This is a genomic window from Desulfosporosinus paludis, assembly GCF_045689965.1.
In the GTDB taxonomy this organism is placed as follows: Bacteria; Bacillota; Desulfitobacteriia; order Desulfitobacteriales; family Desulfitobacteriaceae; genus Desulfosporosinus; species Desulfosporosinus paludis.
The window spans coordinates 4,826,213-4,840,236 of sequence record NZ_CP144211.1 but is presented as its reverse complement, the minus strand read 5'-3'; the positions used below and the strand labels follow the sequence as shown (position 1 = coordinate 4,840,236).

The 14,024-nt window shown below is 39.9% G+C and carries 17 protein-coding genes and 1 pseudogene; 2 read left to right on the top strand and 16 right to left on the bottom strand.

The window, feature by feature from the left end; genetic code table 11:
* The first annotated feature begins 133 nt into the window (after positions 1-133).
* On the top strand, positions 134-826 hold the full coding sequence (locus VZF35_RS24050; RefSeq protein ID WP_407308931.1) for a DUF1361 domain-containing protein: 693 nt from the start codon (positions 134-136) through the stop codon (positions 824-826).
* 594 nt (positions 827-1,420) lie between these two features.
* On the opposite strand, the gene VZF35_RS24045 is transcribed toward VZF35_RS24050, so the two are convergent.
* From VZF35_RS24045 to VZF35_RS23970, 16 genes and pseudogenes are all read right to left on the bottom strand, one after another.
* A complete protein-coding gene (locus VZF35_RS24045) occupies positions 1,421-1,852 on the bottom strand; it encodes a DUF3795 domain-containing protein (protein WP_407308930.1) in 432 nt (143 codons plus the stop codon).
* 365 nt (positions 1,853-2,217) lie between these two features.
* Positions 2,218-2,757, bottom strand: coding sequence for a nitroreductase family protein (locus VZF35_RS24040; RefSeq protein WP_407308929.1), 540 nt, complete (start codon positions 2,755-2,757; stop codon positions 2,218-2,220).
* A 346-nt stretch (positions 2,758-3,103) separates the two neighbouring features.
* Positions 3,104-3,505 (bottom strand): (2Fe-2S)-binding protein, encoded by a 402-nt coding sequence (locus tag VZF35_RS24035; RefSeq protein WP_407308928.1) that lies wholly within the window; start codon positions 3,503-3,505, stop codon positions 3,104-3,106.
* Positions 3,502-3,756, bottom strand: a complete 255-nt coding sequence (locus VZF35_RS24030; protein ID WP_407308927.1) for a helix-hairpin-helix domain-containing protein — start codon at positions 3,754-3,756, stop codon at positions 3,502-3,504. Before VZF35_RS24030 ends, VZF35_RS24035 begins: the two co-directional genes overlap by 4 nt.
* On the bottom strand, positions 3,728-3,874 hold the full coding sequence (locus tag VZF35_RS24025; RefSeq protein ID WP_407314803.1) for a hypothetical protein: 147 nt from the start codon (positions 3,872-3,874) through the stop codon (positions 3,728-3,730). The genes VZF35_RS24030 and VZF35_RS24025 overlap by 29 nt, the downstream gene beginning before the upstream one ends.
* Positions 3,875-4,417: 543 nt before the next feature.
* Positions 4,418-5,257 carry an amidohydrolase family protein gene (locus tag VZF35_RS24020; protein WP_407308926.1) on the bottom strand — a complete coding sequence of 280 codons (840 nt, stop codon included), beginning with the start codon at positions 5,255-5,257 and terminating at the stop codon, positions 4,418-4,420.
* Positions 5,258-5,408: 151 nt separating this feature from the next.
* Positions 5,409-5,609 (bottom strand): annotated as a pseudogene (locus tag VZF35_RS24015) (PEP-utilizing enzyme); the annotation flags it as partial.
* A 453-nt stretch (positions 5,610-6,062) separates the two neighbouring features.
* On the bottom strand, positions 6,063-6,491 hold the full coding sequence (locus VZF35_RS24010; RefSeq protein WP_407308925.1) for an OsmC family protein: 429 nt from the start codon (positions 6,489-6,491) through the stop codon (positions 6,063-6,065).
* A 151-nt stretch (positions 6,492-6,642) separates the two neighbouring features.
* Positions 6,643-7,347 (bottom strand): DUF975 family protein, encoded by a 705-nt coding sequence (locus VZF35_RS24005; RefSeq protein WP_407308924.1) that lies wholly within the window; start codon positions 7,345-7,347, stop codon positions 6,643-6,645.
* A 155-nt stretch (positions 7,348-7,502) separates the two neighbouring features.
* Positions 7,503-7,934, bottom strand: a complete 432-nt coding sequence (locus VZF35_RS24000) for a hypothetical protein (protein ID WP_407308923.1) — start codon at positions 7,932-7,934, stop codon at positions 7,503-7,505.
* A 298-nt stretch (positions 7,935-8,232) separates the two neighbouring features.
* Complete coding sequence (locus tag VZF35_RS23995; protein WP_407308922.1) at positions 8,233-9,411, bottom strand: thiolase family protein; 1,179 nt, start codon at positions 9,409-9,411, stop codon at positions 8,233-8,235.
* Between the two features lie 204 nt (positions 9,412-9,615).
* The gene (locus VZF35_RS23990) at positions 9,616-10,191 is read right to left on the bottom strand and encodes a nitroreductase family protein (protein WP_407308921.1); all 576 of its coding nucleotides are present in this window, start codon (positions 10,189-10,191) and stop codon (positions 9,616-9,618) included.
* Between the two features lie 69 nt (positions 10,192-10,260).
* Positions 10,261-10,686, bottom strand: coding sequence for a universal stress protein (locus VZF35_RS23985; RefSeq protein WP_407308920.1), 426 nt, complete (start codon positions 10,684-10,686; stop codon positions 10,261-10,263).
* A 144-nt stretch (positions 10,687-10,830) separates the two neighbouring features.
* On the bottom strand, positions 10,831-11,781 hold the full coding sequence (locus tag VZF35_RS23980; protein WP_407308919.1) for a polysaccharide deacetylase family protein: 951 nt from the start codon (positions 11,779-11,781) through the stop codon (positions 10,831-10,833).
* A gap of 275 nt (positions 11,782-12,056) precedes the next feature.
* A complete protein-coding gene (locus tag VZF35_RS23975; protein WP_407308918.1) occupies positions 12,057-12,293 on the bottom strand; it encodes a hypothetical protein in 237 nt (78 codons plus the stop codon).
* A 168-nt stretch (positions 12,294-12,461) separates the two neighbouring features.
* On the bottom strand, positions 12,462-13,274 hold the full coding sequence (locus tag VZF35_RS23970; protein ID WP_407308917.1) for a M23 family metallopeptidase: 813 nt from the start codon (positions 13,272-13,274) through the stop codon (positions 12,462-12,464).
* 115 nt (positions 13,275-13,389) lie between these two features.
* On the opposite strand from VZF35_RS23970, the gene lexA reads away from it, so the two are divergent.
* Positions 13,390-14,007: a transcriptional repressor LexA gene (gene lexA, locus VZF35_RS23965; RefSeq protein ID WP_407308916.1), complete on the top strand. Its 618-nt coding sequence runs from the start codon at positions 13,390-13,392 to the stop codon at positions 14,005-14,007.
* The last annotated feature ends 17 nt before the right edge of the window (positions 14,008-14,024 follow it).

The following is a 14,024-nucleotide window of genomic DNA, read 5'->3' as shown; positions in this document are numbered from 1 at the left end:
ATCTGTTGTGTTCGCATTGCCTTTAGTGGTGGGAATGGTTCATAACTGCCTTGCAAGCGGTAGTTGTTGGCCTGATTCTTTTTCTGCCGACATTCATTCAGTGGTTTAGTGTGGCTTCTAGGAAGGTGGTATTATGAACAAGCCAATTGCAAACTCAAAGCCCGTATGGTATATGACCTGGTGGGGTATTTTAATCGTGATTTTCTTGTTGTTCCTCTTGATTTGTGGAGTAGTAAAGCCTAAATGGATCAAAATCGAAGTTTCAAATTGTTACGTCGCACTTCTCTCTCTAGGATTTGCGTACCTCTTTTTGCGTTTTTTACGTATCAGATCGAGAGTCGTAAAATTTGTCTTCGGCTTATTATGGCTGCTCTTTTTGCCAAATACAGCTTATCTATTCACTGATCTGGGACATATAATTTATCAATGGAATAATACTGTGTCTCTGCCTGGTCACATGCTACTTCTTGTGCAGTATATACTGCTGGAATTGTTCGGAATAATAACGTTCGTTTTTTCATTTCTTCCATTTGAGAAGGTTATAGACCGGGCCAATGTTTTCAAAAAAAGAAGAGGTACTTGGTTGGTATTTTTTAATTTCCTTGTAGCTTTCGGATTGGTACTGGGGAGATTTGAACACATAAATTCCTGGATATTGTTTACCAATCCGTTAAAAGTTCTAAAATTAGTGATAAATATCTTCACGTCTCTAAATCTCTTAGGGCTGACAATTCTTTTTGGTTTACTCTGCAACTTTGTTTATTTCCTTTTCCGGGGTATGCTTCTTCAAACAATAAAAAGGTATTTTCATATATTGGATTATTAATAATTGTTTCATAGCTACTTACGAAGGTCTTTTCATCGTGAAGAATGGAGTTAAAAATATTCGGTTTGATTATTTTTCTATTGAATCAAGAGCGGCATCAGGGTTTTACGGTTAGCTATAATGGAAAAACAATAAGAACTATTACCTCATACACTCTGCAATAAAAAGGCGTAAGGTAATGAAAACTGCCGGTCAAAGTTACCTCAACCCCGACCGGCGTTTCATAAATGATACTAATAAACGCTTTTTTGCACTAGAATATTCTTTTTCCCTGTAAATACTATAGTCCAAGTGTAAAAGTAAAAGTCGTATATTCATTTTTCATTTCCCCGCTTCCAAACATCCCCCAACGCTTTCCGGTAAGAAAGTCCACGTCCTGCGGCCTAACACCGCCACCCGAATCCCCCCGCACCACGCAAGAGTCGGTACTTGACTGCTGGCTAGGCTTTATCAAGACGGCTATTTCAAACCGTATGTTCTTCTTGAACTTAGCAGAGCGCAACCGACGTGGTGATTGGGTTTCGATGGGGAGGCTGGATTCAGCTTGAGGTTGTTAGGATACCCACAGTTCAGCAAAGTACGATTCTTGGGGTATCATCCGTTACATCTTTCACATTTTTTAAGATACCATGAAAATCTAGAATTACACTTTTTACAAATCCACTGTTGTTTTTGCCCTTCTAGCCATTTTTCTTTACCAATGTCTTTTATCAAAATAAGGTTTATTATCGATTCGGCATGATGTGGCTTTCCATCACTACTAAAATCTATCAATTTCTTACAAGGAAAATCGTTGCATAAGCTACAATATTCGATTTTCTTACCTCTTGCACAATCTCTTATATCACAGTCTCCACATAGGTTTTCTAATCGACAACCAGGGCAAAATTCAAGTGGTTGGCTTTTAAATTTATCATACTTTGAGGGCATACGCATAATATGTTCTTTGTTGTCTTCCTCAAAACCAACTTTAAAGCTGCATGCACCACAATAAAGACCACAATAAGCTATTAGTTCATCTGACATCGAGAGTACTCCTTCTTGCAATTAACAAAGCCCTGACACCCGTCACCAAACACTCCTGCGTGGTGATTTGGTATCAACGAGGTAACTAGATTCCAGCCAACTAATCAGCATAGGGTTATTCGAAGGACTTCTTGAAAAGCATAAACTTCATTCCTTCGGCAAATTATTCTTTTTCATTCGTCCAATTACACCTTTAATACTCATGGCTCCAGGCGGGATCATGGTTTTGAAGTTGTACTGTATTTCGTTTTAACCCAAGCATAATATTTTCTCCTATCAATCAATCGCGTAAAATTTTTTTTAATACGTTAACATCTTTCCTTCATCCCACTGCTTCCAACGCTCCCGGCGCGGTATTTATTCTTCTACCAACTTTCATAGTGCATCATTTCTTCAAGTTTCTTTCTAGGACGATCTTTTGGAGATTCGCTTGCATAACCAAGGGTAAGAATACAGACTACATATTTGTCAGCAGGAATATTTAAAATTGGTCTAATTTCTTCTTGGGTAAACCAAGCAACCCAACATGTACCTAAGCCTAAATTATTTGCTTCAAGTACAACATGCTCTATTGCAATAGATGTATCTCTGATAATTTGTTTAAGTTCAAGCTGTGGACTGTCTTCATTTAGCGACATTTGGACATTGTCGGTTATTCTAGACCGTATATCTGCTACACAAACAATAAAAACTGGAGCTGTGAGCATCCATTTTTGATTATTAGACACTTCAACTAATTTTTGTCTCTTAAGTTCCGATTTAACTATAATGAAATGCCAAGGTTGTGTATTATCACCAGATGGGGCTAGTCTTGCGCTTTCTAGCAATTGCATGATTAATTCATCATCAACTGGCTTATCCAGATATTTTCTTATACTTCTACGAATTTTTATCTGCTTAATCATAATAATGCTTCCTTTTTAAGTATTCATTTACCTTATCAAGTTGAAATCACCCTGTGAACACAATGCCGGATGCTACCCTCTTTGTCTATGTTCAAAATTTTCGATTCTAAACATACGCACCTACCTCCTAGCACCCTAACACTCCCGGTGTTGTAATTTGGTATCGATAATGACAGGAAATATAAACCAGCTTGGTGTTGTTAACATTATCGAGGGGCCTTCTTTGGGAAGCGGGGGAATTCTTTGGAGGTGTGGTGTATGGAGATGTTGGATAGTTTCAACAGCATAGTTATTTATCCCTCTCAGCAAGACCTTTGGCAATCACCGATTGCACAACAGATGAACATCAGCCACCAGCAGGGTTTTTAGTCAGGCATTCACATCCAGTATTGGCCCCTGTATGTTTTTTAATATCTTCCAAAGTAGAGCAACACTTAGCCACAGCAACATGATATAAGATTTCTTCTTCTGTGACATTTGCACAATAACAAATTGGAACAGGAGGAGGAACTTTCTTAAACCAAATCTTATTATGCAATTGATCTTGAAAGATTGGCTTTTTCTCATCTTGAGAGTAGTATGCGACTTTGCATTCGGGAGTTCTACACAAGAAGAACTGTTCACCTAAAACTTTTATGCCTTGGTTTACCTGATGTTCGACTGTTTCCTTACGTACTTTCTGCCCCATCCGCTGACAAATGGGACAAGCTGGAATTGTTTTCGAGTTTGAAGACAGATCAATAATCATTGTAATATTTCCTTCTTTATTTTCATAAACTTAACTCCACATTTAAGTTTTTCAGGCTCATGCATTTCATTTTCGGCATAGTATACCGCACAGCGAAACACATACAATTGACATCTATCCACCTGACACCCCTTAATTGAACAATGCTTGTCATACATAACTTGTGGGTCTTGTCCTTTTAGGGATTCGATGCTGGTGTACCCCATCTCAATCAAATCTTGTTCAGTTGCTTTTCCTACGATAATGAACACATTTTTCAACTGCAGGCCCAATACCGGTACCTAACTCTTCCCATACAGATTCGACAATCTCAGGTTTCATTCCCACTAAAGCGATCCTCTGAGCGGAAGTAATCTTAATGATGGGGATTTCGTATTTTTTTGCTACATTAGCGATGTTTTCTAGTAATTCAGGGGTAACACACCAACCGGGGTTCGTGGGACAATGGCATAGGTTTTTTTATCCCTTTGAATAAAAGCTCCTCTTGGTGCAGCCTGCTCTGACATAGTAAACCCTCCAAATACGTTCTATCAAATACTATTAGTTCGTTACAAATAGTACTAACCCTTCTAAACACACAAAAAAATAATGTAACTCTGTAGCAAATATTATAACGTAACCCGTTTTGGAGGATTTTGACCCATTTTAACCAGGAAGGAATAGCAATAATGAGCTTTTGATATTATCTCTACCTTCCTCCTGCTGCACGCCGTGATATGAAATTTCCCCATAGCACGGCGCTGCTCAAATACAATAGTTGTTACCTATAAAACTATATTATGTAAAATAAAACAGGCGACATGTTCCCGTGGACGTAGGTTGAAAACATTGAGGTAGTGAGTCCCTTACTGTTTATTGTGTCTGGAAGTTATCTTGCAGGTCAGAGGTCAGCGGCAAGAGTTAAGATGATAGTTAATTTTGAAGAAATTTCATGGCATTATCCCATAGCAATTTGGTTTTGACATCTGATGACAAAGGGAGTTTAGTCAGGGTTTTGATAGCGTCACTGGGGGAGTAATCCATGACCGGAAAGTCTGATCCAAAAATAAATTTATCGGAATAAAGTTCAATGGCTTTTAGCCATTCTTCTTGGATAGGAAACCGAGGATTACCTAAGATAAAAGCAGTATCAAGGTAAACATTCGGATATGAAGCAGCCAATTTAATTGCTAGGGTGAAGTCATTGGGAAGACCCATGTGCGCTATGGTTACCTTTAAATTTGGGAAGGACCTAAGCACATCGGCAAGTAATTCAACTCGGGTATAGGGGCCTGCTACGGGCATCGCGCTTGTATGGAGGATTAGACCTTTTTGTCTCTCGTTTAACATTCGGTACATAGGCCACAACCGCTTATCATTTGCGGCTACCTTTTGAACGAAGGTATGAACTTTCACACCTGGAAAATTCCATTCATCGAGTGCTTGACTCAGAATTTCCTCTACTTGCTCATCATCCTGATGAATAGCAGCAAAAGGGTGTAACCAGGAATGATTATCGCATAGGTCTTTGAGCCATACGTTAATTCCTGAAGCCATACCCTTTTTATGTACATACCCTAAAACAAACGCTGATGTTACCCCAATACCTTCAAGATACTTTATAAGGGTTTCAATGGGCTGTTGATGATAAGGCATAGTCCATTTTTGTTGGATGAACCAGTCTAAAATAACCTTCATGAGGCGATCCGGAAAAAGATGAATGTGGGCGTCACAGATTTTCTGAGAATCATTTGTTTCAATGTTAGAAATCATAAGGCCCGACTCCCTTCACAACATATATTTGAATATTTCGACATATAAAATTAAATTCCTTTGCTTTTAAAACTATAAAAGGTACGGCTAAAAGGATATTAAGCTGTTGGACAACATTAAGTGATTATGTTGTGTGCCCCACCCTGACGTGCTAGTTCGATAATAATTTCGTAACATTTTCCACCCCAACAACAGCAGGAATGCCATATTCCCTGGCAATAACGGAGCCGTGAGTCATCATACCACCCACTTCAACAACTAAGGCTTTAATTGAATGAAATAAAGGTGTCCAGCCCGGATCGGTTAATATTTTCCCTTCGCTGGTCATAACCCGAGGAGGAGTAAGCTTTTGCGGAAATGCTTATAAGCCATGATGTAATTACGCAGGGATTCTTAGAGAAAGTGGTAGATGAAATTTTTCTGCCACTTGTCCGAAATTGATTAAAACTTTGTCATTCCATTTATTTGGGCTACAGCATGAAGTTCGCAAGTTGATAGACCATCCACTGCTCAAAAAACACCAAAATCAGGCTTGATGGGCTGATTTTGGTGTTTTTAAATTCTGGCATTTCGGTGTTTCTGATTAAATATGTTATCTGCCACTCTTTATTGCTTCATTTCTCTATGCTTTATAAACCGTAAATACTACCAGTTTTTGAGACTTGTCCGCTTTAAGTGGACAAAAATTATTCCGCATCGGATCCGATAGTGAGCGTTATGTAATAACACCAGCATTCACAATAAGTATACAAGGGCTATAATTCGTAGTGTTAATAATTTGAGGTTTCATAAATATATATAACCGTTATTGAGTGACAATGCGAAATTCTGGAATAACCTCAACGTTATTCTTCAACATCGTCCATACAGGACAATATGTTTCTTCGGTAAGCTTAATCGCCTTCTCCACTTCTGAACTTTGAACATCCTCAGAACTTATTACATATTCAAGAATAATCTTCTGAAATGAAGTTGGGTTTTGCTCTCGCCTTATACCTTTTGCCTTAACCTTAAGCCCAGAGATGTTCTTTCTCATCCTTCTAAGCAACGTCACAATCGTAGTTCCACTACAAGAAGCTAGACTTACTAGTAGCAATTCAAGTGGTGTATAACCTTGTCCATCTCCTAGAGGTGGTATGCAGTCAATAATAATTGCTGGATTTGTTCTTGTTACCCCAGCAAATTGAACCTTCTGATTCGTTAAGTCAACCGAAACTTCCAATTGGTTATCCATTTTATAATCTCCCTCTTCAATTTCTAATGTATGAAATATTAATTTAGACTATGTCCATCCTAAGTGAACAATTTCCACACGTTAGATGTCCGAGTTTATGAATCAAACAATTATTAATTTTTGTTTGTGTATAGGTTTATTACGACTAAAGCTATACTATGATTGAATTTGCTTTCAAGTCTTGGTAAAAATTGGCCTTGGTAGCCTCATAGTAGGGATTGACCCACAGTAATGCTAAACCACATGTTAATGTGCCTAATAGAAACCAACCTAAAAAGCTAAGTTCTAACACAAATAATTCAAATTTATGCCCAACCATCATATTTTTACTTTGTTTCAATGCTTCAAAGGCACTCAAATGGGGGTTATCCATCATTATATAGTAAGCCATTGAATATCTAAAACCAGCTATAATTCCTGGGATAATTAGCAGTAAACTCCATAAAGTTGTAAAAACCTTAATTAGGAGATTCAGGATAAAAGATTTTAGGAAGGATTTAAATCCCTCTCCCAGATCTTTAATGTCGGGGCCTTCATTCCTGATCAACTTGAGAAAGAAACCCGATACTCCAAGTGTTAATGGACCTATCAAAATCAAGCTAAGCAAATCGCCCCAATGCATCTGACCAATCAAAATGAACTTAATAAAACCACTAACACTACTAAAAGGGTTTGCTGAAGGCACATTTGCTACTCTCCCATTCAAGAAAATATTTCTAACAGCATAAACTGGACCATCTTCTTTAATAGCTATCGTAAGTAGCCAGGTAAGGAAACATACAATGATTGCCTGCAGCCAATAACCTTTTAATTGTTCCTTTGCTTTACATTTTAGATCATAGCTTTCCTGAGGCATATTTCCCCCTCCTTCATGATCTAACTTTCATCTATCTGTGACCGTTAATGGTGTGTGTAGAGTATTTCATTAAGATTTTCACATGCTATCTTTAGATTTAGTGTTTTCAATTTGTGCCGACCATCCCAAATCACTTTTGTTTCTAAGAAGGCACTTTAGGCGGTATTACGTATTGCCCTCTTTTTATCAAAATCAGCCCACCTTTCCTCCATCGACATAGCTCGTGTCTTCTTCACTTTTGGAACTTTGTCTGAATCTCTTTGGCTGCTTGTATCGAGTTCATTCGGAGTTTCCTCTGAAGTTTGTGATTGTGTTTGGGTTTGGGGCTGCATTGTTTCTATTCTCTCTTCCCCCACATCTGAACGCTCCTTGAATTCCTCCATTTCTGAGACAATACGCGCTATTCTGGCACTCGTTTCCCTCACCCGCTCATCTATGATACTTTCTTTCTTTACGATACTGACGATCTTCTTTTCCAATAAAACAACAACTATTATCAAGACTAAAATAGACAGGCCTTTAAGTAATCCAAATAAATTAATTTCGAAATTAATCCTTTGACAAGATTCCAGGATGCTCGTAATCATAGGTAAAGTCCACCTCTAATCTAAGTTTGGAAATTTTATCAAGTATTCTTGATTGTTATCACTCTCATGGAATTTCCAAAATCTATTTCGCCGAATACCCAATGATTACCTTCAGATATATTGTAAAATTATGTAACAAATGTTCTACTTTTGAGGCATTAAACAAAGCCCATTAGTTTGATCTAATAAAAATCAATCTATTGGGCTTTTTCGTTAGCCTTACAAATATTGAGGCCGACTATATGGACCTCTTCAATTTATAGTATCCCTAAATAATGGGTTCGAATAATCGCTTCGTTTATAACAATTCCACAATCGTAGCGGCAGCTGGTCCACCTCCAGCGCAGAGTGATGCACAGCCATAACGTGCCCCACGGCGCTGAAGTTCATGTAAAAGAGTGACGATTAAACGAATCCCTGTATCTCCAACCGGGTGACCTAAAGAAATACCGGAGCCATTGGCATTAACTTTATCCATATTCAGTTTCAATTCACGATTTACAGCCAAAAATTGGGCGGCGAAGGCCTCATTTAATTCCCAATAATCAATATCCTCACGCTGGAGTTGAGCGAACTTTAAAGCCTTCATCACTGCAGGTACAACACCAATACCCATGATTTTCGGGTCCACGGCAGCCGAGGCCGTCGAGCAAATTTTAGCCAAAGGCTTAATTCCAAGTTCTGCGGCCTTTTCTGAAGCCATCAAGATCAAAGCCGAGCCGCCATCGTTCAGTCCTGAGGCATTACCGGCGGTTACAGTTCCATCTTTCTTAAATACGGGCTTTAGTTTCTTTAAGGATTCAAGACTTGTAGCAGAGTTTGGATGTTCATCGGTGCTAACGACCACAGTCCCCTTTTTGGTCTTGACTTCAACAGGAACGATTTCATCCGTAAATTTCCCTTGTTGCATAGCCGCAATTGCCCGCTGATGACTTAAAAAGGCCAACTCATCTTGCTCCTCGCGCGAGACTTTATACATTTCTGCCAGGTTTTCTGCAGTTAAACCCATATGATAATCATAAAATGCATCAAATAAGCCGTCATTCAGCATCGAATCAAGCATTTCAGCATTTCCCATACGGTAGCCGCTGCGAGCTTTTGGCAGAAGGTAAGGAACATTTGACATACTCTCCATGCCAACAGCTGCGCCAATATCAACCTTACCTAAGGCGATCTCTTGGGCGAGTATTTCTGTTGCGCGCATAGACGAAGGGCAAAGCTGGTTAATCGTAACTGCCACAGTCTCTAAAGAACACCCAGCTTTAAGCGCAACTTGTCTGGCAGGGTTCCCCTTTAATCCAGCCTGAAACACATTTCCAGCCACGACTTCCTCGATTTGTGAAACAGCTAACTGTGTTTTTGCAAGAGCTGCTTTCAAAGCGATTACCCCGAGTTCAACTGCAGAGATATCGCTCAAAGCGCCCAGGAAATCTCCGATAGGGGTACGCTGAGCGCTAGTAATGACCACTTCTCGCATTGCTCTATTCCTCCTCTTAGACGTTATCCGCAAATTCCATATTCAACAATTCCACATCGTGCTTCAATTTCCTGCCTTCGGAATTATCCGATAAAAAACAATTTAATGAAGTTTCAGACTTAAAAAACCATGCTGACACTAAAAGGAGTGCTAGCATGGTTTTAGAATGTCATTAAATATCCAACAAGAACTGAATTCACGTTTCTACTCGTTTGTATGCAAACCCTCATCCATTATAAGTTCCCTGAGTTCCACTCTGTCTTCCGGATGCTCACGATCTTGCAGTTCTCCACTCAAGCAATCTTTTTGGCCGTAATGACCAACCGCTATGACTGTAATAATGTCGTAATCCTCCGGTATGTGAAATTCCACTCTCGCTTTTTCTCGATTAAAGCCGCCCATGGCGTGAGTAATCAAGCCGCGTCTTTGAGCCTCCAGCGAGAGATATCCCCACGCCGTGCCAGCATCAAACATGTGCCAGAAATTCCCTTTACCATTTAATGTAAACGTCTTCTTTGAAGCAATTAGAATCAATACCGGAGCTTTATTGGCCCATTCTTGATTCGATGGTGTTAAAGCTTCACGCATTTTTTGCAGAGATTCTTCTTCATCGGCTATGATAAATCGCCATGGCTGTTCATTAAAACAAGATGGAGCGAATCTGGCTGCCTCGAGCACCGCCATAATCTCATCCCTCGAAATCGCCTGACTATCGAATGCTCTGGGCGACCATCTTTCTTTAATCTCGGGCATGATTTCAAAATTAAATTTCCTCAGCATTTTCCTTCCTCCTTTTCTCTGTCGGTTACAATAACCTTGCCATGGTTAACGATGTACTCATACGGCTTTTTACTTTACTACAAGCACCGGACATTGAGCATGGGCCAGAACCCTCTGAGTCACGCTTCCGATTACTGTGTCTATAATCGGTCCATGGCCATGTCTCCCCATTACTATTAAATCAAAGTCTCTTTTGCTCTCCTCAATAATCTCGGATGCAGGATGCCCCGAAGTTTTCTTCTTTAGTACAGATACGTTACCCACGTTAATCCCCGTTAAAGCCGCCTCCAAGGCAGCATCCCCACCTTCTTCCAACTGCTCTGGGGACATATAAAAACCATAAGAAACAGCATAACCCCAATATGCCTCCGGATTGTACATTACATGGAAAAGCTCCACTTCAGAGTTAAACTGCTTTGCCAGTTGAAGTGCTGTTATCAAAGCCTGATGAGAAGCCTCCGAAACATCTGTAGGTACTAAAATTCTTTTGAACATCTTCTCGCCACCCTTTCCTATGAGCCATCTGATTCATTTGCTCATTTTTGTTTTAAAGCCTATTTAATAATTATTATATCATTATAATTATTATTTACAAGCTGTTTTATTTTGCTGTGCCAATGCTTATACTCTTTAGCGTGCTTAATCTTCTGCCTCAGGCAAAGGCCAGATGATTGGAAAGTTATTTGGATGATTTAAGGCATAAGGAAGTGATGCCAGACCTAAATGTTCCTGTTTTAAAATACCAAGCAACTTCTGTAATTCCGAACTTAAATCAGGCTCCCAATGCAAAAGAATAATACTCCCCGGTTCGAGAGGCTTGCCATTATAGGTCTGCAAGACATTGTTGCTCATTGTCGCATTCCACATGATCACGTGCTTTATCCCGGCCTGATACACTGCCTGACAGACCGTTTGATCATAATCACCGTAGGGTGGTCGGAAGAGCGTCGGCGCAGAGAATGAGGATAGATACTTTTGTGCTGTCTCGATTTGATTTACAACTTCTTGAGTGGATGCCTTCGTCAGATCCAGGTGAGACAATGTGTGATTTTCGATATCTCCCCCAGCCGCCAAAAATTCCCGCCAAAAATCGGGGTGCCCTTGAACTGCATTTTCAATTAGAAAAGCAGATATTGGCACATGCTGCGTACGCATAATCGCCAGCACAGAATCACTAGGATACCAGCCATCGTCCACCGTAATAAACACAGCGCTGGCTGTTGTGGGTAAAGACCAGACAACATCGGCTGCTGATCCGACAAGCTGAGCAGCTTGTTTAGATTGACTCAGCGATCCGCTCATATCAGGCTTGGCCGCTGAGCTCTGCTCAGGAGTAGAAGAACGAACAGGTTGGGGGGAGGGCTCTGCCGAGTTAGGAGAAGAACTATCAAGATTCTCAGCTCCACTATCCTGTATTGGAGGTATAACCTCAGGTACTTTCGCGGTGTCTCCTGACACTTGGATTGGGCTCAAAGCTTTGGTCGACATATTCCCATAACTCAAAAACATCGTTCCCCAAATTGCTAAACCAAGGACTAACACACCCAAACTCGTAACGACGGTGACAAGAGTTGCTTTCTTTTTCTGCATAGTATTGCACATCCTTAATTCCAATAGAACGATATCAATTAATTTAAAATGGTTAATCAAAATCTAATATCAATTACATCGTATATTTATTACTTATTCGTCCCAATTTCTTAATTACCTTCTTTATTTAATAATAATTTTTATAATTTGGATATGACACTTTCCTCTAGGGATTTTAAAGCCTTGGATTACTCTTAAGTCTCCCGGACAAATCATTTAAGTAAAACAAGACCTCCCGAGTTAAACTCGTGAGATCTTGTTGTTTAAGTTCTTTGTTAATGTTTAAACCTATATCTCAAGCTCTGCCCTTTATGTCGATTTCCGGAAGGACGATCCTCATCATTTAATAAGATATCGTCAATTCCAATTTCAGCATAATCCCCGTCAGGAACATCAATACACCGACAACAATTATCGCATTGTTTGGTCGGATCAAGATCACATCGTTCGCACTCTCCGCAATTAGTACAAGTACGCTCTTCCAGAATACATGGTTTACCGATTGTTCTCAAGCTCATCATCCCTCAATTATTTTAATTCGTATCATAACTTAATAAAAAACGTTGTTTGGTCTTGATTAATACAATCATATCATAAAATCTTCGTTCTGAGTCTTTGACTTAAAAATCCTTGGCTTGATGAGCCGCATCAAGGTCTTCGTCTCTAGTTATAGAATTATTTTATCCATTTTCGGCCTGATTCAAGCCCCAATATTGCCATACAGCCAAGAAAGAGTACGGATCAATCCATTGTCCGTTAGGAAGTTCTATACCAAAATGAAGATGATCTGGGGTAGTCAGAGCATCACCCGTATGCCCCATACTTCCTATCGGCTCTCCTGCTTCGATACGCTTACCTTTAACCAACTTTGAGGAAATGGTTTGTAAGTGAGCATAATAATAGTAGTTGCCATCATCACCACGTACACCAACCCTTTCCCCGCCTAAACGATTCCAGCCTAATTGTTCCACTATTCCCCCACAACAATTGATAATCGGTGTGCCTTCAGCGCCGAACAGATCTGTACCTTCATGTCTGCGTTTGCCGCCTTCTCGATCTGCTCCAAAACTATCCTCAAACCACGTTTTTCCGATAACTGGAAATTTATACCTGCTGGGCGTTAAAATGGGATATCGGATTAATATTTCTCGATGCTTTTGCAAATCCTTCAAAGTCTGTCCCGAAAGAGCTCCCCATTTCAAATCTGAAAAAGGAATCCTATTCTGTAGTTGTTCTATTAGTGGTTGAGCATTTTCTTCTGTAAGCGTTGAGCGTATTGCCAATAGATCCTCCCAGGGAACTGATTTTTTTGCCCGAATTTCTTGAGCGCATTGTTGGACAAGGTTTGGAGAAATTGAAAGCAAATACGGATAGACCTCCTTCTCCTGGGTGGGCAAACGATGAAGCAGCCCCCAAAAAGCAAAGGCAGCTAACGTAAGGAGAATGATCTGAGCTAGGACTTTTAAAGAATGCAATTGACGTTTAGTTCGCATGATCAATCACTCCTTTCAGCCTTTAGTTCTTTATTTATCTCTCCCGCGAACATTTGTTTGCACTTTATTTTCGAGAATGGTAAAATATATCATGAAAAGATAGGGGTGTGAAATAATGTTCCCAGATTTATCAGAGCGTCAATCCAAGATTTTAGAGTTTATTAAACAAGAGCTGCAAAAAAAAGGGTATCCTCCGTCTGTTCGGGAAATCGGCGAAGCCGTTGGATTATTGTCGAGTTCAACAGTTCATGGACATCTCCAAACTCTTGAGGATAAAGGATACATCCGAAGAGATCCCACAAAACCCAGGGCTATCGAGATCTTAGATAGTTCCAGTGACACTCTTGATTCGAGGAAAGTCGTACATATTCCAATTATCGGCCGCGTGACTGCTGGACAACCGATCTTGGCTGTTGAAAACGTTGAGGGTTCGTTTCCATTGCCAGCAGATTTAGTCCGTGATGATAACGTTTTTATGCTTCGAGTTCAGGGAGATAGTATGATTGAGGCTGGAATCCTAGACGGAGATCTAATCATCGTCCATCAACAACAAGATGCCCGCAATGGGGAGATTGTTGTTGCTTTGATCGGAGACGAAGCAACTGTCAAACGATTCTTTAAAGAAAGAACACTCATTCGTCTACAGCCTGAAAACTCGGCAATGGAACCCATCTATTCTCAGGATGTTTCAATACTCGGGAAAGTTATGGGGGTTTTTCGCACGCTTCATTAAACTTATACTAGGATATA

What these genes read in the sequence shown, in the direction of transcription:
- VZF35_RS24050 (WP_407308931.1), top strand. Translation starts at nt 134, where the DNA reads ATGAACAAGCCAATTGCAAACTCAAAGCCCGTATGGTATATGACCTGG.
- VZF35_RS24045 (WP_407308930.1), bottom strand. Translation starts at nt 1,852, where the DNA reads ATGTCAGATGAACTAATAGCTTATTGTGGTCTTTATTGTGGTGCATGC.
- VZF35_RS24040 (WP_407308929.1), bottom strand. Translation starts at nt 2,757, where the DNA reads ATGATTAAGCAGATAAAAATTCGTAGAAGTATAAGAAAATATCTGGAT.
- VZF35_RS24035 (WP_407308928.1), bottom strand. Translation starts at nt 3,505, where the DNA reads ATGATTATTGATCTGTCTTCAAACTCGAAAACAATTCCAGCTTGTCCC.
- VZF35_RS24020 (WP_407308926.1), bottom strand. Translation starts at nt 5,257, where the DNA reads ATGATTTCTAACATTGAAACAAATGATTCTCAGAAAATCTGTGACGCC.
- VZF35_RS24010 (WP_407308925.1), bottom strand. Translation starts at nt 6,491, where the DNA reads ATGGATAACCAATTGGAAGTTTCGGTTGACTTAACGAATCAGAAGGTT.
- VZF35_RS24005 (WP_407308924.1), bottom strand. Translation starts at nt 7,347, where the DNA reads ATGCCTCAGGAAAGCTATGATCTAAAATGTAAAGCAAAGGAACAATTA.
- VZF35_RS24000 (WP_407308923.1), bottom strand. Translation starts at nt 7,934, where the DNA reads ATGATTACGAGCATCCTGGAATCTTGTCAAAGGATTAATTTCGAAATT.
- VZF35_RS23995 (WP_407308922.1), bottom strand. Translation starts at nt 9,411, where the DNA reads ATGCGAGAAGTGGTCATTACTAGCGCTCAGCGTACCCCTATCGGAGAT.
- VZF35_RS23990 (WP_407308921.1), bottom strand. Translation starts at nt 10,191, where the DNA reads ATGCTGAGGAAATTTAATTTTGAAATCATGCCCGAGATTAAAGAAAGA.
- VZF35_RS23985 (WP_407308920.1), bottom strand. Translation starts at nt 10,686, where the DNA reads ATGTTCAAAAGAATTTTAGTACCTACAGATGTTTCGGAGGCTTCTCAT.
- VZF35_RS23980 (WP_407308919.1), bottom strand. Translation starts at nt 11,781, where the DNA reads ATGCAGAAAAAGAAAGCAACTCTTGTCACCGTCGTTACGAGTTTGGGT.
- VZF35_RS23970 (WP_407308917.1), bottom strand. Translation starts at nt 13,274, where the DNA reads ATGCGAACTAAACGTCAATTGCATTCTTTAAAAGTCCTAGCTCAGATC.
- lexA (WP_407308916.1), top strand. Translation starts at nt 13,390, where the DNA reads ATGTTCCCAGATTTATCAGAGCGTCAATCCAAGATTTTAGAGTTTATT.